Source organism: Tessaracoccus defluvii, assembly GCF_014489575.1.
Taxonomy (GTDB): domain Bacteria; phylum Actinomycetota; class Actinomycetes; order Propionibacteriales; family Propionibacteriaceae; genus Arachnia; species Arachnia defluvii.
In genome coordinates this window covers 315,758-339,837 of sequence record NZ_CP060789.1, presented here as the reverse complement: position 1 = coordinate 339,837, position 24,080 = coordinate 315,758, and the positions used below count along the sequence as shown (strand labels likewise).

Sequence of the window (24,080 nt, the reverse complement as noted above, 5' to 3'; positions counted from 1 at the left end):
CGTGTAGGCTTCCTCCGGCGCAGGTCAGGTCAGGGCGCGAACGGCAGCGTCAAGCGCGGTGACCAGGTCCGCCGTCGTGAGCGCCGACACGGCCGCGGTCGCCGCCTCGTCCGTCTCGGCCCCCACCGTCGCGGTTCCGGTCTCGCGGACGGTCGGGACGTGGACGAAGCCCGCCGGGCCGGCAAACCCCGTCAGCACCGCGCGGAATACCGCGTTGCAGACGAAGCGTCCCGCGTCCTCGGAGACGTGCGCGGGCACCCCCGCTGCTGCGATGGCGGTCGCGACATGCTCCACGTCGATGCGGCTCTCCAGCCGCTCCGGGCCGGAGTCGATGGGACCAGCCGGCGTGGCGCCGTCGTTGTCGGGGATCCGGGCTGCCCGCTCGTTGACGGCGTACCGCTCAGGCGTGACGGCCGCGCGTCCGCCCGCCTCGCCGACACACACGACCGCATCGGGCCGGTGTTCACCGATCGCGGCCGCCAGTGCGGCGGGCGCCCCTGCGAACGTCACGGGCAGGATCGCCGTGACCAGGTGGATCGTCGGATCGTTCCACCCCTCGGCCAGGGCCGTCACGGCCTCGCCGCTCGCGTTGACGGCGTCGCCTCCGAAGGGCTCGAAGCCCGTCACCAGCACCCGCATCCGTCGCTCCCTCCTCGCCCGGTCACACCGGGAAAACAGAGGTGGGCGGGGACCCACAGGTCCCCGCCCACCTCGACAGTGTGTCAGCTGATCACTCAGCGGCCTTCGCGACGCTCGTGTCGACGAGGACGCTGGGGCTCATGGTCGCCGAGACGGCGATCTTGCGCACGTAGCGGCCCTTCGAGGAGGCCGGCTTCAGGCGGAGCAGCTCGTCGATGACGGCGTAGTAGTTCTCCGTCAGCTGCTCGGCCGTGAAGGAGGCCTTGCCGATGATGAACTGCAGGTTGGCGTGACGGTCAACGCGGAACTCGATCTTGCCACCCTTGATGTCGGAGACGGCCTTGGCCGTGTCCATCGTGACGGTGCCGGTCTTCGGGTTCGGCATCAGGCCACGGGGGCCGAGGACGCGACCGAGTCGACCGACCTTGCCCATCATCTCGGGGGTCGCGACGACGGCGTCGAAGTCGAGGTAGCCGCCGGCCACCTTCTCGATCAGCTCGTCGGTGCCGACCTCGTCGGCGCCGGCCGCGCGGGCCGCGTCAGCCTTGTCACCGGCGGCGAAGACGAGGACCCGTGCCGTCTTGCCAGTGCCGTGGGGAAGGTTGACCGTGCCGCGGACCATCTGGTCGGCCTTACGGGGGTCGACACCCAGACGGACGCCGACGTCGATGGTCTCGTCGAACTTCGCCGACGCCATCTCCTTGATGAGACGCATGGTCTCCTCAGGGCTGTACACCTGCTCAGCGGCGCGCTTCTCGGCCGCTGCGTTGTAACCCTTGCTGTGCTTCATAGCTGGTTCCTTGTCTTGTTGCCGGGCACGTGGCCCGGTTCACCAGTCGTGGTGTGGGGAGCACTCCCCTGCCACTGTGTTTCGGGAAACGGTCAGTCGACCGTGACGCCCATGGAACGGGCAGTGCCTTCAACGATCTTGATGGCGGCGTCGATGTCGTTCGCGTTCAGATCGGGCAGCTTGGTGGCGGCGATCTCGCGGACCTGGTCCTTGGAGAGCTTGCCGACCTTGATCTTCAGCGGGTTCGCGGAACCCGACTTCAGACCAGCGGCCTTCTTGATGAGCTCGGCCGCGGGCGGCGTCTTCGTGATGAAGGTGAACGTGCGGTCCTCGTAGATGGTGATCTCGACGGGGATGACGTTGCCGCGCTGGGACTCGGTCTGGGCGTTGTACGCCTTCACGAACTCCATGATGTTGACGCCGTGGGGACCGAGGGCGGTACCGACCGGCGGGGCAGGCGTGGCTGCGCCGGCCTGCAGAGCGACCTTGACGAGGGCCGCTACCTTCTTCTTGGGAGGCATGGATGGGTCCTTTACCTGTGTGGATGGATGTGCCGTAGACCGGCGCGACGCACTATCTTAGTCGACCTTCTCGACCTGCTTGAATTCCAGGTCGACCGGGGTCTCGCGGCCGAGGATCTCGACCAGGGCCCGGAGCCGCTGAGAGTTGGCGTTGATCTCGGTGATGGTGGCGTGGACCCCCGTGAAGGGGCCGTCCGTCACCATGACCGAGTCGCCGACGGTGAAGTCGACGACCTCGACCTTCCGCTTCCGCGCGGAGACCCCGGCCTGAGCCTGGTTCACCTTGGCGATGATGGAAGGAGTCAGCATGTGGATGACCTCGTCGACGGACAGCGGGACCGGCTGCTGCCCGTGGCCGACGAAGCCGGTGACCGAGGGCGTCTGTCGGATGACGCTCCACGAGTCGTCGGTCAGTTCCATGCGCACGAGCACGTAGCCCGGCAGCACCGAGCGCGTGACCGTCTTGCGCGCGTTGTTGCGGATCTCGACGACCTCTTCGGTCGGGACGACGGTCTCGAAGATGTAGTCGCCCATGTTCAGGGACTGTGCCCTGGAGTCGACGTTCTGCTTGACCCTGTTCTCCATGCCCGAGTAGGTGTGGATCACGTACCAGTCGCCGTACTTCGACTCGAGGTCATCGCGGAGCTCGGCGAGGGCAGCGTCGACGGCGTCGCCCTGCTCCTGCTCGGCCTGGGCCTCTTCCTCGTCGACCTCGTCGGCCAGGCGGACCGGGGCCTCCTCCTCGACCGTCCCGAAGGCACCGAGGTCGATCTCGATGTCGTCGGCGGTCTCGGTCTCGGCGGCGCCGAGGTCGATCTCGAAGTCTTCGTTCTCACTCATTAGTTGGCTCCCAACAGCTTCAGCAGCGACCAGCCGAACGCGAAGTCCAGCACGCCGACCACAGCGATCATGATGAGGACGAAGATCAGCACGGCGGTGAACATCGACACGGTCTGGGGCCAGGTGGGCCACACGACCTGCTTCAGTTCACCGGCGGACTGCCGCACGAAGTGCGCGGGGTTCTTCGCCTTGTAGGGGTCTTCCTCGTCCTCGAGGGCGTCGGACTGCTTGCGCGTCGCGTGCCCCTTTTTGACGGGGGCCTTCGCCGTCTTGCGGACGATGGTCGCCGCCTCGGCCTTCTCCTCGTCGGAGAAGTCCTTCTCGAGTTCGGTGATGGTCTCGTCGACCTGATCGGCCTCGCCGGGATCGGCCTCCTGGCCGGGCTCCACGATCTCCTCGGGCGCTTCGGGGTCGCCAGAGGTGGCGTCAACGCTCTCCGGCTCGGCGTCGTGCGACTTGTCGCTCACGCGGTTCCCTTTCGCTCCACAAACAAAATGCCTCCGGCCCCAAGGGACCGGTAGGCAGGCGAGGCAACCGTCCGGCTACCTAGCAGGGCAGGAGGGACTCGAACCCCCAACCTGCGGTTTTGGAGACCGCTGCTCTGCCAGTTGAGCTACTACCCTGTACCGGCCGTCCACCTGCGGTTCCACTGCTTTTTGAGCACGCTTCACCATAGGCAACCTTCTACCGGTGTCGACAACTATAGGCGGTTTCGCCCGTTGACGCGAACCGACGGTCGCCGACCCCCACCCCCGCGGTGGACACTGGGGACATGTCGCACCACGATCCGGTGGCCGCAGCTCTGGGTGCCACTCCGCGGGCCGGCCACCTTCCCGCCGAGCAGGTCGGCTTCGCCCACCTCGACATCCCGCTGCCCCTGTTCAGGGGGCTGCCCAGCTCCCAACCGTCGACGGTGTCGCGCATGCTGAGGGAGCTCGACGTGCCGCGTGGCGCGTCCGTGCTGGACGTCGGCGCGGGGTCCGGCTGGACCACCGCGCTGCTGGCCCACCTCGTCGGCCCCGGCGGATCGGTGCTGGGGGTGGAGCTCGACGCGGAACTGGCGGTGTGGGGTGCGGCCCGCCTGGCCGCCACGGGGCGTCCGTGGGCCCGGCTGGTGGCAGCCGACCCCCGGGTGCTCGGCGCCCCGACTCTGGCCCCGTTCGACAGGATCCTCGTCTCGGCGATGGCGACCGATCTGCCGACGGCACTGGCCGACCAGCTCAGCGACGACGGCGTGCTGGTGGCCCCGGTCGCCGACCAGCTGTGGACGGTGCGGCGACGCGGCGACGACCTGTCCATCCGGCGCAGCGGCGCCTACCGCTTCGTCCCCCTGATCCCGCCGCGCCCCTGAAGACTCAGGCCAGGGAGGCGATCCAGGCCCGGTGCAGCTCGGCGTAGCGTCCCTCGCCCCGGACCAGGTCGGCCGGACGCCCGTCCTCGACGATGCGGCCGTGCTGCAGCACGAGCACCCGGTCTGCGATCTCCACCGTGGAGAGCCGGTGGGCGATGATGATCGCCGTCCGGTCCCGCAGCACCGTCGCCAACGCCCGCTGGACGAGCCGCTCCGTGGGGATGTCGAGCGAACTGGTGGCCTCGTCGAGGATGAGGACCCGCGGGTCGGCGAGCAGCACCCGCGAGAAGGCCAGCAGCTGCCGCTGCCCGGCGGACAGCCGGGAGCCCCGCTTGCCGGTGTCCGTGTCGTAGCCCTCCGGCATCTCCTCGATGAAGGTGTCGGCGCCGACGGCCCTGGCTGCGGCCTCGATCTCGCCCCTGCTCGCGCCGGGCCTGCCGAAGGCGATGTTGTCGGCGATGCTGCCGGCGAAGATGAAGTTCTCCTGCGTCAGCAGCGTGACGTTGCGGCGGAGGTCGACGTCGGCCAGGTCACGCACGTCGCAGTCGTCGAGCCGCACCGTGCCCGCCTGGGGATCGTAGAACCGGGCGATCAGCTTGGCGATGGTGGTCTTGCCCGCACCGGTCGTGCCCACCAGCGCCACCGTCTGCCCGGCCGGGATGTCGAGCGTGAGTCCCGGCAGCACGGGCACCCCTTCGACGTACGCGAAGTCGACGCCGTCGAGCTGGATCCTGCCCTCGGCGCGATCGAACCGGGCCGGCGTCTCCGGGTCCCTGACCGCCGGCTCCTCCTCCATCACCGAGGAGACCTTCTCGAGCGCCGTGAGCGCCGACTGGAGGGTGGAGATGAACTGGCTGAGGTCCTGCATGGGGTCGAAGAACATGCGCAGGTACAGCACGAAGGCGGCCATGGTGCCGACGCTGACGTCGCCGCCGACGGCGAGGAAGCCTCCCCCGGCGACGACCAGCGCGATGCCGAGGTTGCCGATGAACTGGATGCCCGGCATGGCCCTGGCGAAGATGCGCATCGCCCGCACGTTGGCGTCGCGGTAGTCGCGGGCAACCTCGCCGAAGATGCCCGCGGAGCGCGGCTCGCGGCGGAACGCCTGCACGGCCTTGATGCCGGTCATCGTCTCGACGAACTGGACGATGACGATGGCCGACCGGGTGCGGACGGCGCGGAACGCCCTGGTCGACGCCCTGGCGAACCAGCGCATGAGCAGGTACAGCAACGGGTAGGTCAGGAAGGCGATGAGCGCCAGCCGCCAGTCCAGCGAGATCATGATGGCGCTGGAACCGATGATCGTCAGGATGGCGATGACGACGACGTCGAGGCCCTGCAGCACGAGCTCCTGCACGGCCTCCACGTCGCTGGTCATGCGGGAGACGGCGCGCCCCGACGTGTACCGGTCGTGGAAGGTCGGATCCAGCTGCTGGAACTTGCGGAACAGCCGGCGCCGCAGCTCGAGCAGGATCTCGTTGCCGATCCTGCCGGACCGGCGCAGGAAGACCACCCGGCCGACGATCTGGACGACGATGGCCACCGCCATCCAGGCCAGGGAGCGGTACAGCAGCGACCTGTCCCCCGTCAGGCCGTCGTCGAGGACGCGCTGGACGAGCAGGGGGATCACGAGCCGGGCGAGTGCCTCGGCCACGACGACGACCACCAGCAGCGCGATCCACCACCGCCAGGGCCGCAGCAGGTCCGCGAGCAGGCGCCGGGACGGGGCCCGCAGCCCCATGGAGGTGTCGCGCTCCTCGTCGATCTCCTGCTTGACGCCGCGCCAGGCGACGGTGGGGTCGTTCGGGTCGGACGCGCTCACGAGGCGTCCTCCTCTCCCATGGCGATCGAGTAGTCCGCGCTGAGCAGTTCCCGGTACTCGGGGACGGTGGCGAGCAGGTCCTGGTGGCGGCCGACGTGGGCGATGCGCCCCTCGACGAGCATGGCGACGCGGTCGGCGAGCAGGACCGTCGAGGCACGGTGCGCGACGACCAGCCCGGTCACGCCACCCAGCGTCGACCTGAGCGCCTCCTCCACCTCCGCCTCGGTGTGGATGTCGAGGGCGCTGAGGGTGTCGTCGAGCACCAGCAGGCGGGGCGCGACCAGGATCGCCCTGGCCAGCGCCAGCCGCTGGCGCTGGCCGCCAGACAGGCTCATGCCCTGCTCCCCCAGCCGTGTGTCCAGCCCCCACGGAAGGTCGTGGACGAAGTCCGCCCTGGCGACCCTGATGGCCTCGGCGATGTCGGCATCGGACGCGTCCGGCCTGCCGAGCGTCAGGTTCTCCCTGGCCGACATGGAGAACAGGATCGGGTCCTCGAACGCCGTGCCGATGAGGCTGCGGAGCTGCTCCAGATCGAGGTCGCGGATGTCGACGCCGTCCAGGAGGACGCTGCCGGAGGTGACGTCGAGCAGGCGGGGAATCAGGGAGACGAGGGTCGACTTGCCGGACCCTGTCCCCCCGACGAGCGCGACGGTCTCCCCCGGCTCGATCACCAGGTTGATGTCCGCCAGCACCGGCGCGTCAGCGTCGGGGAACTGATAGGAGACGTTGCGCAGCTCGAGACGGCCCCGCGGCTCGGGAAGGGTGGTCGGCCCGGGCGCGATCGAGACGTCGGCGTCGAACACCTCGACGATGCGGTCGGAGGCGGTGGCCGCCTCGCGGGCGAAGGACAACAGGAAGCCGAGGCTGCCGACCGGCCACGCCAGCGACAGCAGCAGCGTCACGAAGGTGACGGCGTCGCCGAGCGTGAGCGCGCCGTCCGAGACCCCGATGCCGACCCCCAACAACACGATGAGCAGCAGCACGTTGGGGAACACCTCGAGCAGCGTCCACAGCACGGAGGCGAGGTTCATCCGCTTGATGCCGCTGTCGGCGAGCTCCCTGGCCCCCGCCTCGAACCGGTCCTGCGCGTACCCGGAGCGACCGAAGGACCGCAGGACGCGCACGCCGTGCAGCGACTCCTCCGCGGCGGACGCGACGTCGCCGGTCTGGTCCTGGACCCGGCGGGAGATGGCACCGAAGCGCCCCATCAGCGCGAGCGTCGCGATGACGACGGGCACGATGGCGGCGAGCACCGCCAGCCCCACCTGCCACAGCGTGACGACCATCGTCGCGATCACGACGACGATCTGCAGCGAGTTGGTGAGCAGCATGATGAGCCCGAACGACATGAACCGGCGCAGCAGGCCCGCGTCGCTCATCATCCGCGACAGCAGCTGCCCCGACTCCCAGGCCTTGTGGAACGACATGGGAAGCCGCTGGAGCTGGTCGAACAGGTCGAGCCGGATGTCGGCCTCGATGTGGGACGTGGCCCGCGTCATGATCCATCTGCGGATGAACGCGATGCCGGCGTCGAGGGTGCCGAGCCCGAGGATCGCCAGGGCGAACCAGAGCACGCCCGGCAGGTCGCCCCGCGCGATCGGGCCGTCGACGACGGCTCCCAGCAGGAGCGGGATCGAGACGCTGATCGCGACGGCGAGCGGCGCCATGGCGAACGACACGGAGAACTGCCATGCGAAGGGCCGCAGGTACGGCAGGAACCGCCAGATGGCCGGCCTGCCGGGCTTCGCCGGCGCGAGCGCGTAGGGGGACGAGGCGCCGACGGGAAGCATCCCTTCACCCTAGTGGCAGGGGCGGACAACCCCGTTTCGCGTTCGTGGGCGCCCGGGCTGAGCGGCGCGTCCACGACCGCGGCGACCGCCGGGCGACTACGCTCCCAGCCATGACGTCACCGCTGCTCACGGCCCTGCTCGGCGGGCTCGAGCGGGTGCTCCCGGACGCCGCGGTGCTGCGGCGGGCGATCCACGCCGACCCGTACCTCAGCGGCGCCGAAGGTCCCACGCGGGACCGGTTCACAGCGGAGGCCGGCTGGCTGGACTGGCGGCCTCTCGCCGGCACGGGGGCCTGGGCACGCACGGGTCCCGGCGGACCCGCCGTCGGCCTGCGCGCCGAACTGGACGCCCTGCCGGTGCCGGAGGCGACCGGTGTCGAGTGGGCGTCGCGGAACCCCGGCGTGATGCATGCGTGCGGTCACGACATCCACCTGGCCGCGCTGTGGGCCGTGCTGTCGGCCGCCCGCGGCCTGGAGCTGCCGGTCGGCCTGGTGCCGATCCTGCAGCCGCGCGAGGAGGTGACCCCGCCCGGCGCCAGGGATGTCGTCGCCTCGGGTCTGATCGACGACGAGCAGATCGAGGCGGTCGTCGGTGTGCACGTCCAGCCGCAGGTGGCCCGCGGAGTCGTCTCGACCGGCGTGGGCGCCGTCAACGCGGCCTACGACTCCTTCGAGATCGAGGTGCGGGGCAGGCCCGGGCATGGTGCCTACCCCCACGTCGCCGTCGACCCGATCACGACGCTGGCGCAGGTCGTCTCCGCCGTCGCCGCTCTGCCCGCCTCCCTGATCGATCCCACGCACCCGACGGTGGTCTCCTTCGGACAGATCTCGGGCGGCACCGCGCCCAACATCATCACCGACGTCGCGACCGCGACCGGCACCATCCGGACCTTCTCGGAGCGTGACCGGGCCCGGCTGCACGACGCGATCACCAGGACGGTCGACGGCATCGCCGCGGGCCGGGGTGCCGTCGCCGCCACCCGCTTCATCGCCGGCGGACCGGCTCTCGTCAACGACCCTGGCCTCGCCAAGCGGCTGGACACCATGCTGGCCGGGATGGGGCTGACCGTCGCGGAGACCCCGTTCCGGTCGTGCGGCTCCGATGACTTCGCCGAGTACGGGACGGTCAGCGCCTCACTGATGGCGTTCGTCGGCACGGGAGGGGGCGAGGGCATCGGGCTGCACCACGGCGCCTTCCTGCCGGACCGTGAGGCGCTGCGGCTCGCCGCGCAGACCTACGCGGCCGGCTATGTCGCCGCGGCGGCCTGCCTGGTGGACTGAGCCTGGCGCACCGCCTGGAACGGGCCGCTACAGGGCGACGCCGACGAGGTTGACCTCCGGCACCAGCTCCACCCCGTAGGCGGCACGGACACCGTCACGGACCTCCCGCGCCAGCGCGGCCACGTCGGCGGCCGACGCCCCACCCCGGTTCGTCAGCGCCAGGACGTGCTTGGCCGACAGCCTCGCGCGCCCGCCGCCGTGTCCGCGGGCGAAGCCGGCGTGCTGGATGAGCCAGGCCGCGCTGGACTTGACCCTGCCGTCGGCCATCGGGAACCGCGGCGCCTCCGCGGGCAGCGCGGCGGCCGCCTCCTGACTGAGGATCGGATTGGTGAAGAAGGAGCCCGCGCTCCAGGTGTCGTGGTCGGCGTCGTCGAGCACCATGCCCTTCGACCCGCGGATCGCCAGGACGGCGGACCGGACCTCCGCGGCCGGTGCCCGCTCCCCCGGCTCGACGCCGAGCCGGCGGGCCAGTTCGGCATAGGCGATGGGGGCGCCGAGGCTGCCGAGCGGGAACTGGAACGACACCTCGAGGACGATGTAGCGGCCGGGTTCCCGCTTGAAGCGCGAGGTGCGGTAGCCGAAGCCGCAGTCGGCCGCGGCGAAGGTGCGCTGGGTGCGCTCGACGCGGTCCCAGGTCCGCACGGAGGAGATGAGCGATGCGACCTCGGCTCCGTAGGCGCCGACGTTCTGGATCGGGGTCGCCCCGACGCTGCCCGGGATGCCGGACAGCGCCTCGATGCCGCTCCACTCGCGCCCGACGGCGTAGGCGACGAACGCGTCCCAGTTCTCGCCGGCCGCCACCGTCGCGACGGCGCCGCCGCAGGCGGACTCGTCGGCGCGCAGCCCGCCGGTGGCGACGAGGACCACGGTTCCGGGGAAGCCGTCGTCCGAGACGAGCAGGTTGGAGCCGCCGCCGACGATGAGCACGGGCTCGCCGCGCCCGTCACAGTCGGCGACGGTGTCGACGAGTTCCCGCTCCGTGCCCGCGATGACGAGCCGGGAGGCCGGCCCACCGACGCGCAGGGTGGTGTGGTCGGCGAGCAGTGGTGAGTCGGATACCGCGCCGACCCGCGAGTCGACGGCTACCCTGTCGACCCGGCACTCAGTCAACGCGCACCTCGACCTTGGCTGCGCCGAGCACCGCATCCTCGCCGCAGGCGGCCGTCAGCGAAAGGGTCGCGACACCGTCGGCGACAGCGGTCACGGTGGCGGTGTAGACGACCTCGACGCCCTCGTCGGTGTCCGGGACGAGCACGGGGCGGGTGAAGCGGACGAAGTAGCTGACGACGCGCGCCGGGTCGCCCAGCCAGTCGGTGACGGTCGCGAGGCCCGTCCCCATGGTCCACATGCCGTGCGCGAGCACCCCCGGCAGGCCGATGGCGTGGGCGTGCCTGTCGGAGAAGTGGATCTCGTTGAAGTCGGTGGAGGCGCCGGAGTAGCGCACGACGGTGGAGCGGGTGACGCGGACGCGGCGCTCGGGCAGGCTGAGCCCGACGGAGATCTCAGGCATCGGCGGCCTCCCGGGTGTGCATCAGGGTGGAGCGCGCCTCACAGGCGGAGACGCCGTCGACGAGCAGGTCGACCAGCACGGTGACGATGTCGAGGGTGCCGCGGTTGCGCACCTTCTCGATGGTCAGCCGGGCCTCGACCAGGTCGCCCGGGCGCAGCGGCCGATGGAAGGTGAAGCCCTGGTCGGCGTGCACGGTGCGGTTGAGCGCGAGGCCCAGGTCCGGGTCGTCGAACATGGCGCCCCAGGCCTGGGCCGCGATGACGGCGGCGAAGGTGGGGGGCGCGACCGGGCTGGGGCCGGCGTAGGCGGGGTTCTCGTCGAGGAGGGCGCCCGCGAACTCGGCGATCTTGGCGCGGCTGACCTCGTACGGCGGCGCGGGCGGGTAGGTGCGGCCCACGTGCTCGGGGGTGATCGGCATGCCGGTCAGCCTACCGGCAGAAACGACGACGGCCGCCCCGACGATGTCGGGGCGGCCGTCAGCCTCAGGTCGAGGTGCCGTCAGCGGGTCTCGCGGTGCGCACGGTGGGTGCGGCAACGCGGGCAGAACTTGCTGAGCTCGAGACGCTCAGGGTTGTTGCGACGGTTCTTCTTCGTGATGTAGTTGCGCTCCTTGCACTCGGTGCAGGCAAGCGTGATCTTCGGACGGACGTCCTGTGACTTCTTGGCCATCTCATCTTCCTTAGCTGTGCTGCGCGGTGAGCGCCTGGTGGGCGGTGTATCGGTGACGAGAGCGGGACTTGAACCCGCGACACAGCGATTATGAGCCGCTTGCTCTACCGACTGAGCTACCCCGTCAAGGAGTTTCTTCCGTAGGTGGAGCTACGGAAGAAACAGAGCCCCCATGCGGAATCGAACCGCAGACCTTCTCCTTACCATGGAGACGCTCTGCCTACTGAGCTATAGGGGCCAGCCGGGGACCAACCATACACGGACTTTTCGGGACTGCACAAATCGGGGGTTCCAGGCCCCGACAGCCCCGTCCGGGACGGTCCCCGGGCGGCCGTGATCAGGCCTTCAGCGCGCCGATCGCGGCCTCGAGGGAGTCCTGGAACAGCGACTCCCTCTCCTCCGAGGTCAGGTCGCCCGAGCCGTCGAACAGGTGGTCGGACACGGTGAGCACCGCAGCCGCCTCCTTGCCCGCGGCCAGGGCGCAGGCGAACAGGCCTGCCGCCTCCATCTCGACGCCCAGGGTGCCGAGCTTGTCGAGGGCGGGGACGATGTCCATGCGCGAGCTGTAGAAGAGGTCGCTCGTGTAGACGGGGCCGACGTGGACGCGCTTGCCGGAGGCCCGCGCAGCGTCGACGGCGCCGCGGAGCATGTCGAACGAGGCGGTCAGCGACAGCGACACGCCCGGCACGTCGATGGTGGCGACGCTCGAGTTGGTGTGCGCCGCGGATGCCACGACGACGTCCTTGACGGCGACCTTGCGGGAGATGCCGCCGCAGGTGCCGACGCGGCAGATCCGCTCGACCCCGAACTGCGTGAACAGCTCGGTGGCGTAGATCGACAGCGACGGCACGCCCATGCCGGACGCCATCGCGGTCATGGGGACGCCGTCAATGGTGCCGGTCCAGGCGCCGATGCCGCGGACGTCGGAGACCAGCCTGGCCCCCTCCATCCTCGTCCTGGCGATGCGCTCCGCGCGCTTCGGGTCTCCTGGCATGAGCACCAGCGGGGCGATGTCCCCGGGCTCGCAGGCGATGTGTGGAGTGGCCATCGGTGGCCCCCTTCCTTGATGGAAAACAACCAAGGCCTCGAATCCATCCGACTCGAGGCCTTGCGTGGCAGGTGTTGGATTTGAACCAACGAAGCTTTCGCGACGGTTTTACAGACCGTTCCCTTTGGCCGCTCGGGCAACCTGCCGTGCCGGTTTCCCAGCGCGGACGAGCATAGCAGGGGCTAGACGACATGAGCAAAGCGGAAGGGACTGGCACAATGGCGAGACGTTATCCCCACCCGGAAGGCAGGAACATGGCAGCGGACAGCTCGTTCGACGTCGTCAGCAAGGTCGACCGACAGGAGGTTGACAACGCTCTCAACCAGGCGGCCAAGGAGGTCAGCCAGCGCTTCGACTTCAAGAACACAGACGCGAAGATCGCCTGGTCAGGCGAGAACATCGAGATGGAGGCCGTCTCCGAGGATCGGGTCCGCGCCGTCCTCGACGTGTTCCAGACGAAGCTTCTCCGCCGCGGCGTCTCGCTGAAGGCGCTCGACGCCGGCGAGCCGCGACAGTCCGGCAAGCTCTGGAAGATCACGGCCACCACGCAGCAGGGCATCACGCAGGAGAACGCCAAGAAGATCTCCAAGCTGATCCGCGACGAGGCCGCCAAAGGTGTCAAGGCCCAGATCCAGGGCGACGAGCTGCGCATCACGTCGAAGTCCCGCGACGACCTGCAGGCGGTCCAGAAGCTGATCACGGCGCAGGACTACGACTTCGCCGTCCAGTTCGTCAACTACCGGTGACCGCCCTGCAGCGCCCGGAGGCCGGCCCCGGGCGCCGCGTGGTCCGGATTGGTACCCACAACGTGAACGGCATCCGCGCCGCCCTGCGCAGGGGCTTCCACGGCTTCTGGTCGAAGGCCAACGCCGACGTCGTCGCGCTGCAGGAGGTGCGCTGCCGCGTGGCGGACCTGCCGGCCGGCGCGTTCGGCGCCTACCACGCCACGCTCGATACGGGGCACCTCGCCGGCCGCAACGGCGTCGCGGTCCTCACCCGGACGCCGCCGGCCCGCGTCAGGAGCCTGACGGACACGGTCGTGAGCGTCGACGCCGCCGGCGCGACCGAGCGTCCCGCCGAACGGATCGTCAACCGCGACCTCGCGCCCTTCGCCACCGAGGGGCGCTACGTCGAGGTCGACCTCGCCGACGCGCCGCTGCGCGTCGCCTCGCTGTACCTGCCCAAGGGTGCCGCCTGGCCGTACGAGGAGGGCACCGAGGAGAAGTACCTGCGCAAGATGCGGTTCATGAAGGGGCTGGCGCGGCACCTGACCTCGTCCCGTCGTGACGCAGCCGCCGACGGGCGCGAGTTCCTGGTGATGGGCGATTTCAACATCGCCCATTCGAAGCTGGACCTGCGCAACTGGCGTAGCAACCAGAAGTCGGAGGGCTTCCTGCCCGAGGAACGCGAGTGGTTCGGCAGCGTCCTGGGACCGCGGCGGATGGTCGACGTCGTGCGCGACCTGCATCCCGAAACGGACGGCCCCTACACGTGGTGGTCGTGGCGCGGCCAGGCGTTCACCAACGACTCCGGCTGGCGCATCGACTACCACCTCGCCTCCCCCGGCCTGGCCCGCGCCGCCGTCTCCGGCTTCGTCGGGCGCGAGGACAGCTACGAGGAGCGGATCAGCGACCACTCCCCCGTGGTCGTCGACTACGCCGTGGCCTGAGGCTCCGGGATCTCGTCCAGGGCCTCGTCCATGGGCTGGCTCAGCTCGTGCGTGTGGACGACCCAGTAGGTGGCGCCGAAGAGGATGAACACGAGCAGCCACCACCCGTTGCGGATGCCGAAGTTCATGGCGTTGTAGCCGAGCAGGATGACGGTGCCGACGATCGCCCAGCGCAGCGCCCTGGTCGACGGGCGGGTCATGGGCAGCAGCACCGAGCCCCACAGCAGGTACCAGGAGTGGATGGCGGGCGCGCAGAACGCGAACCACAGGAACGAGTAGCTGACGAAGTGCAGCGGCCTGCGGCCCAGGTGCCGGACGGCGAAGTAGACGATGCCGACACCCGCCGCGATCCAGCCGATGGTGCGCGACACGGTGATGGCGGTCCGGCCGCCGGGGTCAAGACCGAGCAGGTTCAGCGGGAACTGGACGATGTGCCCCAGCACGGTGAACGGCGAGACGGTGTCGACCATGCCGGGCACCTCGATGGCGTTGACCCAGCCGAAGCCGAGGCCGGAGACGACCGAGATGCCGGCGAAGACCCCGACGGCGATCGCGAGCGACGCCGTCGCCTTGGCCGCCGCGACGAGCGTCGGCAGCGGCCGCCACGAGACCCACGGCGTCACGAGGAAGGGCAGCGCGACGGCGGCGAGGAAGGCGGGCTGCTTGATGGAGGCCGCGACGCCGACGACCAGCGCCCCCAGCCACCAGGCGCCGTACCGCATCGCGAGCCAGATGCCCAGCAGCATGAGGCCGACCATCTGGGAGTCGTTGTGCGCCCCGCCGATGAAGTCGATGACCAGGATCGGGTTCAGGACCGCGAACCAGCTTGCCGCGGCGGGGTCGACGCCGACCTTGCGGGCGATACGGGGCACGAGGACGCCGATCAGCCCGACGCCGATTAGCGCCGGCACCCGCATGAGGACGGCCGACAGGAACGGGTCGAAGCGGGCCAGGATGACGATGCCGTGGCTGAGCCACAGGGACAGCGGGCCGTACGGGGCGGTGGTCTCCCGCCACACCCAGGCGACCTGGTCGGCGTAGTAGCCGGGCAGGGTGCCGGGGCCCACCTGGTACGGGTCGAAGTTGTTGTGGATCAGCCAGCCGTGGGCCGCGTACGAGTAGGCGTCGTGCGAGAAGATCGGCGGGCCGAACACCAGCGGCAGCGCCACGATCGCCAGCACCGCCCAGTGCCGCAGCTGTCGTCGGCCTGCGGCCCGGCGCCGCGAGGGGCGCAGCCTGAACCACGACTCGAGCAGCACCGTCAGTCCCAGCAGGGTGGCGACGGTGCCGATGACGCGGGTCGTGGGACCGTCGATGCCGAGGCCCCGCAGCACGTCCCACACGGGTGACGCCTGCGGCAGATACGCGGGGCTGAGCGAGCCGAGCAGCATCAGCAGGCTGCCGACGAACCCGGCCCACACCGCCCGCGAGGAGGCCGCCGTCCGCAGGTCCGCGAGCGCGCCCGCCAGGCGGCTACGCACCGGAGGCCGGCGGGCGGAGCCGGTCCCGCGAGTGGATCAGGTCGGTCAGGCGCGGTGCCGACGGCACGTGCGCCCCGCCCCACTCGAGCGCGTCGGTGGGGCACTGCTCGATGCAGACGCCACAGTACATGCACAGCGACCAGTCGATCGTGAAGGTGTCGAGCACGTTGTGGGTGCGGGGCCTGGCGCCTGGCGCCGGCACCGTCTGCTCCTGGTGCGACGTGAGCGTGATGCACCAGGTGGGGCACTCGCGGGCGCAGATCATGCAGGAGGTGCAGAGGTCCTCGATGAGGTGGATGGAGCCGTGGATCATCGCCGCCCCCTGACGCGGGTGCCGGTGGCGGACAGGGCGATGTCGGCAGGCGTGGAGGCCGGGTCGGCGACGACGGCCGGATCGGGGACCCCGGGCGGCACGAGCTTGCGACGGCTAGGCGAGGCATCTGATTCGCCCGGCTCGAGGGCGCCCGGCCAGCGGGTCTCCTGCCGAGGGGCGAGCAGCACGTCCTTGCGGAGGACGCCCGGCGGGCCGTGGATGATCAACGGCCGGTTGTCGCCGTCCGCGATCCCGATCGCGAACAGGTCGTGGATCTGCCGCTGCAGCCATGCGGCCCCCGGGAACAGGTCGGAGACGTCGGCGATCTCGCCGCCGTCACGGTCGACCAGCGTCTCCAACTCGGCGCGCGCGCCCGAGTCGGGATCGAGGAGGCTGATGACGACGCGGATGTGGTCGGAGACCCCCACCTCGTCGACGGCGGCCAGGTCGGCGAGGAAGGTGGCTCCGGCCGCCCGCGCGGCCTCCACCTCGGCGTGCCAGTCGGCGAGCGCGACCCGCGTGGCGCTCATCGGGTGTCTCCCCCGGCGCGGTGGGCGGTCAGATAGTCCTCGAGCGCCGATGGCGGCGGCGGGCAGCCCGCGATGTAGTGGTCGACCTCGACGATCCCGTCCGCGCCGGGCAGCACGGGATACGCGTCCCAGTACGGGCCGCCGGCGGCGGCACAGGCGCCGAACGCGACGACGGTGCGCCGGGTCGGCAACTGATCGAGGGTGTGCCGGACTGCGGGGACGATGGCCTGCGTGAGGGTGCCAGACAGCGTGACGACAAGGTCGGCGTGGGCCGGAAGATCGGCGATGTCGACGGCGGTTCGGCCTCCGGCGGCCGCCTGCGTCTCGAGGGCACAACAGGCGAGCGGGACGTCCACCACGAAGACCGACCCGTCGCCGAACCAGTCACGCGCCGAGAGCATGCGCGCAGTCTACGCGGACCGCGGCGGGGAGCGCGGCTACGGCCCTGGTGGCCGGACCACGTAGAATCCGCACACCATGACCTCTTCCCCCACCTGGATCGCCGACTTCGACGACGCCGCCCTGATGCGGCACTTCGGAGCGGCCACCGTCGCCCGGGGAAGGCAGGTGGCCGCGCTCGGACGCGTCGGAGACGTCAGTTCGGCCGGGCCCCTGGCCAGCGCCCCCGTCCGCGGCAGCAGCTACCGCACCTACCAGACCGCCGTCTCCATGCTCGACGGCACATTCAACGCCTCCTGCAGCTGCCCGATGCGCACCAACTGCAAGCACGCCGTCGCGCTCATCCTGCGGCTCCGGCATCCGGGGGGCCCGGCCCAGGGCTGGCGGCAACTGCTCGGCAACTTCCGCGAACCCGGCCGCCCCACGGAGGGTCGCGAGCTGGGCCTGATGCTGTCCGAGGAGGGCGCCGCCCTCACGCTCCGCCCTGTGCAGAAGGGGGTCCGCGGCAACTGGGTCCGGTCGGGCTCGAGCTGGGACGATCTGCAGCGCACACCGCTCGCCCCGCGCCACAAGGACGCCCTCGACCGGTTGCTGGAGGCCCGCAGTCGCACGATTCCCTCCGGCCACCGCGCCGCCGTCATCTCGTTCGATGAACTCCTGCCCAGCGCGTGGGACGCGCTGGCCGGGGCGGTCGCGGCCGGGGTGGAACTGGTGGCGGGGACCACGGCCTCCGGCCGCGAACTGCCCACCCCCGAGCTCTCGATGGAGCGGCTCGAGCCGACGGTGGAGATCGCGCCCGGCAACGGACACCTCGAGGTGACCCCCGTCTTCCTGTGGCGCGGAGAGGCCATCCGGGTGCCCGGCCGGGGTCTGCTGGGCCGCCCCGCGCACGGCGTCAGTTTCACCGTCGACGACCGGCTCTGGGTCGCTCCCCTCACCCGGCCACTGCGTCCTGCCGAGCAGACCCTGTTCACGCACGGCCAGGTGACCATCCCCGAGTCGGAGCGGGCGGAGTTCGCGGAGGGATACCTGCCGCAGCTGCGCCGCCGCACCCACGTCGTCGCCGATCCCGACCTGGACCTGCCGGAGCCGTCGGCGCCGCGGCTGCTGTGCCGCGTCGACTTCGGTGACGGCGCCGTCGCCGTCGGCTGGGGATTCCGGTACCGGGTCGGGAGCCGCATCGTCGACGTCCCCCGCGATCCCGCTGCCGGAGGACTGGCCAGGGACACCGTCGGCGAGGCGGCGCTGCTGCGCGACCTACCGCAGGGCCCCTGGCTGGACCAGGAGTCGCGGCTCACGGGCAACGACCTGCTCCACTTCCTCTCCGAGCTCCTTCCCGAGCTGCGTGCCAGCGAGGAGGTGGAGGTCGTCTTCGATCACGAGCCACCGGACATCCGTCGCGCCGACGACGCCCCCGAGATCTCGCTCAGCATCGACGACGCACCGAAGGGCGACTGGTTCGACCTGCGCGTGGAGATCTTCGTGGGCACCGAACGGGTCCCCCTCGGGCTGCTGCTGACGGCGCTGGCCGCCGGCGACGATCACCTGCTCCTCGACTCCGGCACCTGGTTCCCCCTCGACGGCGAACAGTTCGACGCGCTGCGGCGCCTGCTCGACGAGGCGCGCGACCTCGTCGACGGCGACGCGGGCGAGTTCCGTCTCCGCCCGGAGCATGCGGGATTCTGGGAGGAACTGGCCGAGCTGGGTGTCGTCCGCCATCAGGCGGACGCCTGGCGGTCCTCCGTGGCCGGGCTCCTGGACCAGACCGATCTGACCCCGGTCGGCACGCCCGCGGGCCTGCGGGCCGAGCTGCGCGGCTATCAGGGGGTCGGCGTGGACTGGATCACGTTCCTGCGCCGCACCGGCATCGGCGGCATCCTCGCCGACGAGATGGGCCTCGGCAAGACGCTGCAGGCGCTGGCTGCGGTGCAGGTCGCCCACGAGGCCGGCGAGCTGGACGCCCCCGTCCTCGTCGTCGCCCCCACCTCGGTGCTCGGCACCTGGGCAGCGGAGGCCGCCCGGTTCACGCCCGACCTGACGGTCGCCGTCGTCCCCGGAACCCGGGCCACGAGGCGCGGGGAGCTGGCCGACTTCGTCGCCGGGGCACAGATCGTCGTCACGTCGTACACCCTGCTGCGGCTCGAGGCGGAGGCCTACCAGGATCTCGACTGGTCGATGGTGCTGCTGGACGAGGCCCAGTTCGTGAAGAACCACGCGTCGAAGGCGAACCAGGCCGTCCGGGCGTTGCGGGCCCCCGTCAGGATCGCCCTGACCGGCACCCCGCTCGAGAACAACCTGATGGAGCTGTGGGCGCTGCTCGCCATCACAGCGCCCGGCCTGTTCCCCGAGCAGCGGGCCTTCACCACCCGGTTCCGGCGGCCCATCGAGTCCGGCGACACGGCCGCGCTCGAAAGCCTCCACCGCAAGATCCGACCGCTGATCCTGCGACGCACCAAGGCCGACGTCGCCGCGGAGCTGCCGGACAAGATCGAGCAGGTGATCCCGGTCGAGCTGGCTCCGGCGCACCGGAAGCTGTACGACCGTTTCCTGGCCCGCGAGCGGCAGAAGGTCCTCGGCCTGTTGGGCGACTTCGCCCGCAACCGGATCACGATCCTGCGCTCTCTGACGTTGCTGCGGCAGCTGTCCCTCTCCCCCGCGCTGGTCAACGACGAGTTTCCGGAGGCGTCCGCGAAGATCGACCTGTTGGCGGATCTCGTCACCCAGGTGGCCGCGGAGGGGCACCGGGCCCTGGTGTTCTCGCAGTTCACCGGCTTCCTGACGCTGGTCCGGCACAGGCTGACGGCGGAGTCGATCGGGTACGAGTACCTCGACGGGCGCACCCGCGACCGGCAGGCGCAGATCGCGGCCTTCAAGGAGGGCGACGCACCGGTCTTCCTCATCAGCCTCAAGGCGGGCGGGTTCGGCCTGACCCTGACGGAGGCCGACTACGTCTTCATCCTCGATCCGTGGTGGAATCCGGCCGCCGAGCTGCAGGCCATCGACCGGACTCACCGGATCGGCCAGGACAAGCCGGTCAACGTCTACCGGCTGGTCGCCTCCGACACCATCGAGGAGAAGGTCGTGGCGTTGCAGGACCGCAAGCGCCAGCTCTTCGACGCGGTGCTCGGCGGCGGCAGCGACACGACCGCGCAGCTCACGCCGGACGACGTGGTCGCGCTGCTGGAGGGCTGAGGGCCTCTCGGGGCGTGGGCCTAGAATGGGTCCGTACGCCCACTAGACCGAGGTAACACGTGCCTGATCGACTGCCCCTGCAGCGAGTTGTGATCCGCTTCGCAGGCGACTCGGGCGATGGTATGCAGCTGACCGGTGACCGCTTCACGGCGGAAACCGCGATTTTCGGCAACGACATCGCCACCCTCCCCAACTTTCCCGCCGAGATCCGCGCCCCGCAGGGCACCCTGCCGGGCGTCAGCAGCTTCCAGCTGCACTTCGCGGACTTCGATATCGTCACCCCGGGCGACGTCCCGGACGTCCTCGTCGCCATGAACCCGGCGGCGCTCAAGGCGAACCTCCGTGACCTGCCCAAGGGCGGCGTCATCATCGTCGACACCGCCGACTTCACCAAACGCAACCTCGCCAAGATCGGCTGGGCCACCAACCCGCTCGAGGACGGCACGCTCAGCAGCTACTCGGTGCACGCGCTGGACCTGACGGGTCTGGCCACCGGCGCCGTCGCCGAGTTCGGGCTGACCCGACGCGACGCCTCCCGCACCAAGAACATGTTCGCGCTGGGCATGCTCAGCTGGCTCTACTCGCGCCCCACCGAGGGCACCACCGACTTCCTCGCGCAGAAGTTTGCGAAGAAGCCCGTCATCCGCGACGCCAACATCGCCGCATTCAAGGCCGGCTACGCCTTCGGCGAGACCACCGAGGTGTTCGAGGTCCAGTACCAGGTGGCCCCGGCGCCGATGCCGAAGGGGCGTTACCGCCAGATCTCCGGCAACCTCGCCACGGCCTACGGCCTCATGGTCGGCGCCCAGAAGGCCGGCATGCAGCTGTTCCTCGGCTCCTACCCCATCACCCCGGCCTCCGACATCCTGCACGAGCTCAGCAAGCGCAAGGACGTCGGCGTGATGACCTTCCAGGCGGAGGACGAGATCGCCGCCGCCGGCGCCGCGCTGGGCGCGTCGTTCGCTGGCTCGCTGGGCGTCACGACCACGTCGGGTCCCGGCGTCGCGCTGAAGTCGGAGACCATCTCGCTGGGCGTGATGACCGAGCTGCCGCTGGTCGTCGTCAACGTGCAGCGCGCCGGACCGTCGACGGGCATGCCGACGAAGACGGAGCAGGCCGACCTGCTGCAGGCCATCAACGGCCGCAACGGCGAGGCCCCCATCCCCGTGCTGGCGGCCCGTTCGTCGACCGACTGCTTCGACACCGCCATCGAGGCGTGCCGCATCGCCGTCAAGTACCGCACCCCGGTGATCATGCTGAGCGACGGCTACCTCGCCAACGGCGCCGAGCCGTGGCGGCTCCCGGACCTGGACGCGATCCCCCAGATCGTTCCCGGCTTCGCCACCGAACCCAACGCCGTCACGGACGCGGGCAAGGCCGAGTTCCAGCCGTACAAGCGTGACCCGGAGACCCTGGCCCGCGCCTGGGCCATCCCCGGCACCCCCGGGCTGGAGCACCGCATCGGCGGCATCGAGAAGGCGGCGCTCACCGGCGACGTGTCCTACGACCCCGACAACCACGAGCTCATGGTCCGCACCCGCCAGGCCAAGATCGACGGGATCGTCGCCGACATCCCCGACGTGGAGGTCGACGACGATTCGGGCGAGGCCCGCGTGCTGCTGCTCGGCTGGGGCTCGACCTACGGCCCGATCACGGCCGCGGCCCGCCGCATCCGCAAGACGGGGCGCGCCGTCGCCACGGCGCACCTGCGTCACCTGAACCCCATGCCCGCCAACCTCGGCGACGTGCTGCGCGGCTACGACCGCGTGGTGGTGCCCGAGATGAACCTCGGCCAGCTGGCCGGCCTGCTGCAGGCCCGCTACCTCGTCGAGATCACCAGCTACTCGCGCGTCCGCGGCCTGCCGATCTCCATCTCGGAGCTCGAGGCCGACGTCATCGCCGAGATCGACTCGCTCCAGGAGGAGAACCGATGAGCGGCCTCACCGACGGCCTGGCCCGCATCCCGCTGAGCATCGAACCGCTCACGAAGAAGGACTTCACCAGCGACCAGGAGGTCCGCTGGTGCCCCGGCTGCGGCGACTACTCGATCCTGGCCACCTTCCAGTCGATGATGGCCACGCTCGGGCTGCGCCGCGAGAACACCGTCCTGATCTCCGGCATCGGCTGCGCGTCGCGGTTCCCGTACTACGTGGACGCCTACGGCATGCACTCGATCCACGGCCGGGCCCCCGCGATCGCGACCGGTGTCGCGCTCACGCGTCCCGACCTCAACGTGTGGGTGGTCGCGGGTGACGGCGACGCCCTGTCGATCGGTGGCAACCACCTCATCCACGCGATGCGACGCAACGTGAACCTGACCGTGATGCTGTTCAACAACCGCATCTACGGCCTCACCAAGGGGCAGTACTCCCCCACCTCCGAGCCGGGCAAGGTCACCAAGTCGACGCCGTACGGCTCCCTCGACACGCCCTTCAACCCGGTCTCGCTGGCGCTGGGCGCCGAGGCGACCTTCGTGGCGCGCTCCGTCGACTCCGATCGCACGCACCTGACCGACGTCCTGACGGCGGCCGCCCGTCACCGTGGCTCCGCGCTGGTCGAGATCTACCAGAACTGCCCCATCTTCAACGACGACGCGTTCTCGACGCTGAAGGGCCCGGAGGGATCGCTGATCTCGCTGCGGCACGGCGAGCCCATCGTCTTCGGCGGCGGCGAGTACTGCGTCGTGCGCGGGGAGGACGGCGACATCCGCGTCCAGCCGGTGACCGAGGCCGACCCGACCCGCATCGTGGTCCACGACGAGACGCGGGAGGATCCCTCGCTGGCGTTCTCCCTGTCGCGGCTGACCGAGCCGGGTGTGATGCGGCAGGCACCCATCGGTATCTTCCGTCGCGTGCAGCGTCCCTCCTACGACGACCTGACACGCGAGCAGATCGACGCAGTCAGGGCGCCTGACCCCGCGGCGGCGCTAGCCTCGGTGATCGCAGGCACGGACACGTGGGAGGCGGACGAGCGATGAGCATGGGGCACGGCGACGGTTGGCATCCCACCGCCCCGCGCCCCGATCATTCCGGCGGCCCGGCCGGCCCCCAGCATCAGGCGACCCCCGTGCGACCACTGGCGCAGGGGGCGGCTGCGCCGGGGCCGGGCGCCCCACGCCTCGAGCCACAGTTCGACGCCCGCGGCATGCAGTCCGTCCTGACCCGCGCCCGCGACCACAGCCGCTTCGAGGCGCCGGTCGTCGAGGAGGAGGCCCAGCGCCGGCCGCTGCCCGTGCGCGGCCTGCTCGCCGGTCTGGTGGCGATCCTGCTGCTCGGCATCTTCGCGGGATTCGCGCACGTCACCTGGTTCCGGCCCCGCGTCGACGATCCCAAGGTGATCGTGAAGCCGACCGCCACGAACTCCCAGCAGGTCTCCAGCACGACCCCGCAGGAGGTCGTCTCCCGCTACTTCGACGCGCTGGCCGCCGGCGACATCGAGCTCGCCCTGGCCATGGGTCCGCGCGGGACGGGCAGCGAGGCCCTCATCAGCCCGGCCGTCTTCGCCCGCACCGCGGAACTCGGCCGGATCAGCGACGTCGAGATCCTGACCACCGACCCCGAGGCCACCGAGGTCGAGGTCCGCTACCAGGTCGGCGGCGAGCAGGTGGACGCCACGATGCAGCTGAACCGGACCGACTCAGGCGCCTTCCAGCTGACGAGGACCACCCTCGAGGTCCGCATCCAGTTCGCCGGCTCCGGCAGCGTGCCGTTGTTGATCAACGGCCAGCAGGTCCAGCCGGGCCAGACCTACGAACTGGTGCCCGGCCGCTACGACATGACCACGGGGCTTCCCTTCGTCGACTACCCCAGCGCCAACGACTTCACGGTGCGCTCGCTGTGGCGCGCCGACCTGTCCACGCAGACGGCCACGCCGGAGCTCACGGAGGCGGGGCGCTCCGCATTCCTCGACGCCGCCCGCCGCTCCCTCAACACGTGCCTGGCGTCCAGTTCGGCGCAGCCGGAGGGCTGCCCCGTCAGCGTGCAGGTCCGCAAGCAGCCGCAGACGCTGCAGTGGCACCTGGACAACGCGCCCTTCTCCAACGCGAGGGCGACCCTGTCGGCGGACGACCAGGCCTATGCCGTGCTGGCCGTCAACATCGCCGCCCACGCGAGCATGACCTTCGCCGATGGTTCCACCTCGGCCGGGACGACGACGGTCTACACCGCGACGGCGCAGGCGGCGATGACGGGCACCACGGGGGCCGACGTCTGGGTGACCTGGAACTGACCGTCGCGG

General features: G+C 70.6%; 24 protein-coding genes and 4 tRNA genes. 8 read left to right on the top strand and 20 right to left on the bottom strand.

The features are described 5' to 3' along the window. Window positions 1-24 precede the first annotated feature (24 nt). The 6 genes from H9L22_RS01530 to H9L22_RS01505 form a co-directional block, all read right to left on the bottom strand. Window positions 25-639: a pyroglutamyl-peptidase I gene (locus tag H9L22_RS01530; RefSeq protein ID WP_187721324.1), complete on the bottom strand. Its 615-nt coding sequence runs from the start codon at window positions 637-639 to the stop codon at window positions 25-27. Between the two features lie 91 nt (window positions 640-730). Then, window positions 731-1,429, bottom strand: a complete 699-nt coding sequence (gene rplA, locus H9L22_RS01525) for a 50S ribosomal protein L1 (RefSeq protein ID WP_187721323.1) — start codon at window positions 1,427-1,429, stop codon at window positions 731-733. Between the two features lie 92 nt (window positions 1,430-1,521). Next, complete coding sequence (rplK, locus tag H9L22_RS01520; RefSeq protein WP_187721322.1) at window positions 1,522-1,950, bottom strand: 50S ribosomal protein L11; 429 nt, start codon at window positions 1,948-1,950, stop codon at window positions 1,522-1,524. Window positions 1,951-2,007: 57 nt separating this feature from the next. Beyond that, the gene (gene nusG, locus H9L22_RS01515; protein WP_187721321.1) at window positions 2,008-2,790 is read right to left on the bottom strand and encodes a transcription termination/antitermination protein NusG; all 783 of its coding nucleotides are present in this window, start codon (window positions 2,788-2,790) and stop codon (window positions 2,008-2,010) included. Next, window positions 2,790-3,257, bottom strand: coding sequence for a preprotein translocase subunit SecE (gene secE / locus H9L22_RS18315; protein ID WP_226966047.1), 468 nt, complete (start codon window positions 3,255-3,257; stop codon window positions 2,790-2,792). Before secE ends, nusG begins: the two co-directional genes overlap by 1 nt. A gap of 83 nt (window positions 3,258-3,340) precedes the next feature. Next, window positions 3,341-3,413 (bottom strand) — tRNA-Trp (locus tag H9L22_RS01505). Window positions 3,414-3,562: 149 nt separating this feature from the next. Here H9L22_RS01505 and H9L22_RS01500 point away from each other — a divergent pair. Beyond that, complete coding sequence (locus H9L22_RS01500; protein WP_187721320.1) at window positions 3,563-4,141, top strand: protein-L-isoaspartate O-methyltransferase family protein; 579 nt, start codon at window positions 3,563-3,565, stop codon at window positions 4,139-4,141. A gap of 4 nt (window positions 4,142-4,145) precedes the next feature. Here the strand turns inward: H9L22_RS01500 and H9L22_RS01495 are convergent, their stop codons facing one another. Together H9L22_RS01495 and H9L22_RS01490 are read right to left on the bottom strand one after the other, a co-directional pair. Then, window positions 4,146-5,963, bottom strand: a complete 1,818-nt coding sequence (locus tag H9L22_RS01495) for an ABC transporter ATP-binding protein (RefSeq protein WP_226966046.1) — start codon at window positions 5,961-5,963, stop codon at window positions 4,146-4,148. Beyond that, window positions 5,960-7,753: an ABC transporter ATP-binding protein gene (locus tag H9L22_RS01490; RefSeq protein ID WP_187721319.1), complete on the bottom strand. Its 1,794-nt coding sequence runs from the start codon at window positions 7,751-7,753 to the stop codon at window positions 5,960-5,962. The genes H9L22_RS01495 and H9L22_RS01490 overlap by 4 nt, the downstream gene beginning before the upstream one ends. A 110-nt stretch (window positions 7,754-7,863) precedes the next feature. Between H9L22_RS01490 and H9L22_RS01485 the strand changes: the two genes are divergently transcribed. After that, window positions 7,864-9,033 (top strand): M20 metallopeptidase family protein, encoded by a 1,170-nt coding sequence (locus H9L22_RS01485; RefSeq protein WP_187721318.1) that lies wholly within the window; start codon window positions 7,864-7,866, stop codon window positions 9,031-9,033. Window positions 9,034-9,060: 27 nt separating this feature from the next. Here H9L22_RS01485 and H9L22_RS01480 read toward each other — a convergent pair whose 3' ends face one another. The 8 genes from H9L22_RS01480 to H9L22_RS01445 all read right to left on the bottom strand — a co-directional run bounded on the left by H9L22_RS01480 (window position 9,061) and on the right by H9L22_RS01445 (window position 12,406). Further along, the gene (locus H9L22_RS01480; protein WP_226966045.1) at window positions 9,061-10,143 is read right to left on the bottom strand and encodes a UDP-N-acetylmuramate dehydrogenase; all 1,083 of its coding nucleotides are present in this window, start codon (window positions 10,141-10,143) and stop codon (window positions 9,061-9,063) included. Continuing rightward, the gene (locus H9L22_RS01475; protein WP_187721316.1) at window positions 10,136-10,543 is read right to left on the bottom strand and encodes a MaoC/PaaZ C-terminal domain-containing protein; all 408 of its coding nucleotides are present in this window, start codon (window positions 10,541-10,543) and stop codon (window positions 10,136-10,138) included. Before H9L22_RS01475 ends, H9L22_RS01480 begins: the two co-directional genes overlap by 8 nt. Further along, window positions 10,536-10,961, bottom strand: a complete 426-nt coding sequence (locus H9L22_RS01470; protein WP_187721315.1) for an FAS1-like dehydratase domain-containing protein — start codon at window positions 10,959-10,961, stop codon at window positions 10,536-10,538. The genes H9L22_RS01475 and H9L22_RS01470 overlap by 8 nt, the downstream gene beginning before the upstream one ends. A gap of 80 nt (window positions 10,962-11,041) precedes the next feature. Continuing rightward, window positions 11,042-11,212, bottom strand: a complete 171-nt coding sequence (rpmG, locus tag H9L22_RS01465; RefSeq protein ID WP_187721314.1) for a 50S ribosomal protein L33 — start codon at window positions 11,210-11,212, stop codon at window positions 11,042-11,044. A 53-nt stretch (window positions 11,213-11,265) separates the two neighbouring features. Then, window positions 11,266-11,338, bottom strand: a tRNA-Met gene (locus H9L22_RS01460). Between the two features lie 39 nt (window positions 11,339-11,377). Beyond that, window positions 11,378-11,450: transfer RNA gene (locus H9L22_RS01455), tRNA-Thr, on the bottom strand. 99 nt (window positions 11,451-11,549) lie between these two features. Next, the gene (locus H9L22_RS01450) at window positions 11,550-12,260 is read right to left on the bottom strand and encodes a purine-nucleoside phosphorylase (protein ID WP_187721313.1); all 711 of its coding nucleotides are present in this window, start codon (window positions 12,258-12,260) and stop codon (window positions 11,550-11,552) included. Between the two features lie 65 nt (window positions 12,261-12,325). Next, window positions 12,326-12,406 (bottom strand) — tRNA-Tyr (locus tag H9L22_RS01445). 108 nt (window positions 12,407-12,514) lie between these two features. Here H9L22_RS01445 and H9L22_RS01440 point away from each other — a divergent pair. Further along, the gene (locus H9L22_RS01440) at window positions 12,515-13,006 is read left to right on the top strand and encodes a YajQ family cyclic di-GMP-binding protein (RefSeq protein ID WP_187721312.1); all 492 of its coding nucleotides are present in this window, start codon (window positions 12,515-12,517) and stop codon (window positions 13,004-13,006) included. A 38-nt stretch (window positions 13,007-13,044) separates the two neighbouring features. Then, window positions 13,045-13,929: an exodeoxyribonuclease III gene (locus H9L22_RS01435; protein WP_187722511.1), complete on the top strand. Its 885-nt coding sequence runs from the start codon at window positions 13,045-13,047 to the stop codon at window positions 13,927-13,929. On the opposite strand, the gene mptB is transcribed toward H9L22_RS01435, so the two are convergent. Genes mptB through H9L22_RS01415 form a run of 4 tightly spaced genes read right to left on the bottom strand, consistent with a single transcriptional unit; the run spans window position 13,914 to window position 16,654 of the window. Next, the gene (gene mptB / locus H9L22_RS01430; RefSeq protein WP_187721311.1) at window positions 13,914-15,410 is read right to left on the bottom strand and encodes a polyprenol phosphomannose-dependent alpha 1,6 mannosyltransferase MptB; all 1,497 of its coding nucleotides are present in this window, start codon (window positions 15,408-15,410) and stop codon (window positions 13,914-13,916) included. The two genes, H9L22_RS01435 and mptB, sit on opposite strands and share 16 nt — an antisense overlap. Next, complete coding sequence (locus H9L22_RS01425) at window positions 15,403-15,723, bottom strand: 4Fe-4S binding protein (RefSeq protein ID WP_187721310.1); 321 nt, start codon at window positions 15,721-15,723, stop codon at window positions 15,403-15,405. Before H9L22_RS01425 ends, mptB begins: the two co-directional genes overlap by 8 nt. Further along, window positions 15,720-16,253: an NADH-quinone oxidoreductase subunit C gene (locus tag H9L22_RS01420; protein ID WP_187721309.1), complete on the bottom strand. Its 534-nt coding sequence runs from the start codon at window positions 16,251-16,253 to the stop codon at window positions 15,720-15,722. Before H9L22_RS01420 ends, H9L22_RS01425 begins: the two co-directional genes overlap by 4 nt. Then, the gene (locus H9L22_RS01415) at window positions 16,250-16,654 is read right to left on the bottom strand and encodes an NADH-quinone oxidoreductase subunit B family protein (protein WP_187721308.1); all 405 of its coding nucleotides are present in this window, start codon (window positions 16,652-16,654) and stop codon (window positions 16,250-16,252) included. The genes H9L22_RS01420 and H9L22_RS01415 overlap by 4 nt, the downstream gene beginning before the upstream one ends. A gap of 76 nt (window positions 16,655-16,730) precedes the next feature. Here H9L22_RS01415 and H9L22_RS01410 point away from each other — a divergent pair, with 76 nt between their 5' ends. The 4 genes from H9L22_RS01410 to H9L22_RS01395 are packed head-to-tail and all read left to right on the top strand — an operon-like array spanning window position 16,731 to window position 24,071. Then, the gene (locus tag H9L22_RS01410; RefSeq protein ID WP_187721307.1) at window positions 16,731-19,844 is read left to right on the top strand and encodes a DEAD/DEAH box helicase; all 3,114 of its coding nucleotides are present in this window, start codon (window positions 16,731-16,733) and stop codon (window positions 19,842-19,844) included. A 59-nt stretch (window positions 19,845-19,903) separates the two neighbouring features. Further along, entirely contained in the window at window positions 19,904-21,778 is a 1,875-nt protein-coding gene (locus tag H9L22_RS01405) for a 2-oxoacid:acceptor oxidoreductase subunit alpha (protein WP_226966044.1), read from the top strand. Then, window positions 21,775-22,821, top strand: a complete 1,047-nt coding sequence (locus H9L22_RS01400; RefSeq protein ID WP_187721306.1) for a 2-oxoacid:ferredoxin oxidoreductase subunit beta — start codon at window positions 21,775-21,777, stop codon at window positions 22,819-22,821. The genes H9L22_RS01405 and H9L22_RS01400 overlap by 4 nt, the downstream gene beginning before the upstream one ends. Further along, window positions 22,818-24,071: a hypothetical protein gene (locus tag H9L22_RS01395; RefSeq protein WP_187721305.1), complete on the top strand. Its 1,254-nt coding sequence runs from the start codon at window positions 22,818-22,820 to the stop codon at window positions 24,069-24,071. Before H9L22_RS01400 ends, H9L22_RS01395 begins: the two co-directional genes overlap by 4 nt. Window positions 24,072-24,080: the final 9 nt, after the last annotated feature.

Coding starts and splice junctions, on each gene's coding strand:
- H9L22_RS01530 (WP_187721324.1), bottom strand. CDS start 639: ATGCGGGTGCTGGTGACGGGCTTCGAGCCCTTCGGAGGCGACGCCGTC.
- rplA (WP_187721323.1), bottom strand. CDS start 1,429: ATGAAGCACAGCAAGGGTTACAACGCAGCGGCCGAGAAGCGCGCCGCT.
- rplK (WP_187721322.1), bottom strand. CDS start 1,950: ATGCCTCCCAAGAAGAAGGTAGCGGCCCTCGTCAAGGTCGCTCTGCAG.
- nusG (WP_187721321.1), bottom strand. CDS start 2,790: ATGAGTGAGAACGAAGACTTCGAGATCGACCTCGGCGCCGCCGAGACC.
- H9L22_RS01500 (WP_187721320.1), top strand. CDS start 3,563: ATGTCGCACCACGATCCGGTGGCCGCAGCTCTGGGTGCCACTCCGCGG.
- H9L22_RS01490 (WP_187721319.1), bottom strand. CDS start 7,753: ATGCTTCCCGTCGGCGCCTCGTCCCCCTACGCGCTCGCGCCGGCGAAG.
- H9L22_RS01485 (WP_187721318.1), top strand. CDS start 7,864: ATGACGTCACCGCTGCTCACGGCCCTGCTCGGCGGGCTCGAGCGGGTG.
- H9L22_RS01475 (WP_187721316.1), bottom strand. CDS start 10,543: ATGCCTGAGATCTCCGTCGGGCTCAGCCTGCCCGAGCGCCGCGTCCGC.
- H9L22_RS01470 (WP_187721315.1), bottom strand. CDS start 10,961: ATGCCGATCACCCCCGAGCACGTGGGCCGCACCTACCCGCCCGCGCCG.
- rpmG (WP_187721314.1), bottom strand. CDS start 11,212: ATGGCCAAGAAGTCACAGGACGTCCGTCCGAAGATCACGCTTGCCTGC.
- H9L22_RS01450 (WP_187721313.1), bottom strand. CDS start 12,260: ATGGCCACTCCACACATCGCCTGCGAGCCCGGGGACATCGCCCCGCTG.
- H9L22_RS01440 (WP_187721312.1), top strand. CDS start 12,515: ATGGCAGCGGACAGCTCGTTCGACGTCGTCAGCAAGGTCGACCGACAG.
- H9L22_RS01425 (WP_187721310.1), bottom strand. CDS start 15,723: ATGATCCACGGCTCCATCCACCTCATCGAGGACCTCTGCACCTCCTGC.
- H9L22_RS01420 (WP_187721309.1), bottom strand. CDS start 16,253: ATGAGCGCCACGCGGGTCGCGCTCGCCGACTGGCACGCCGAGGTGGAG.
- H9L22_RS01415 (WP_187721308.1), bottom strand. CDS start 16,654: ATGCTCTCGGCGCGTGACTGGTTCGGCGACGGGTCGGTCTTCGTGGTG.
- H9L22_RS01410 (WP_187721307.1), top strand. CDS start 16,731: ATGACCTCTTCCCCCACCTGGATCGCCGACTTCGACGACGCCGCCCTG.
- H9L22_RS01400 (WP_187721306.1), top strand. CDS start 21,775: ATGAGCGGCCTCACCGACGGCCTGGCCCGCATCCCGCTGAGCATCGAA.
- H9L22_RS01395 (WP_187721305.1), top strand. CDS start 22,818: ATGAGCATGGGGCACGGCGACGGTTGGCATCCCACCGCCCCGCGCCCC.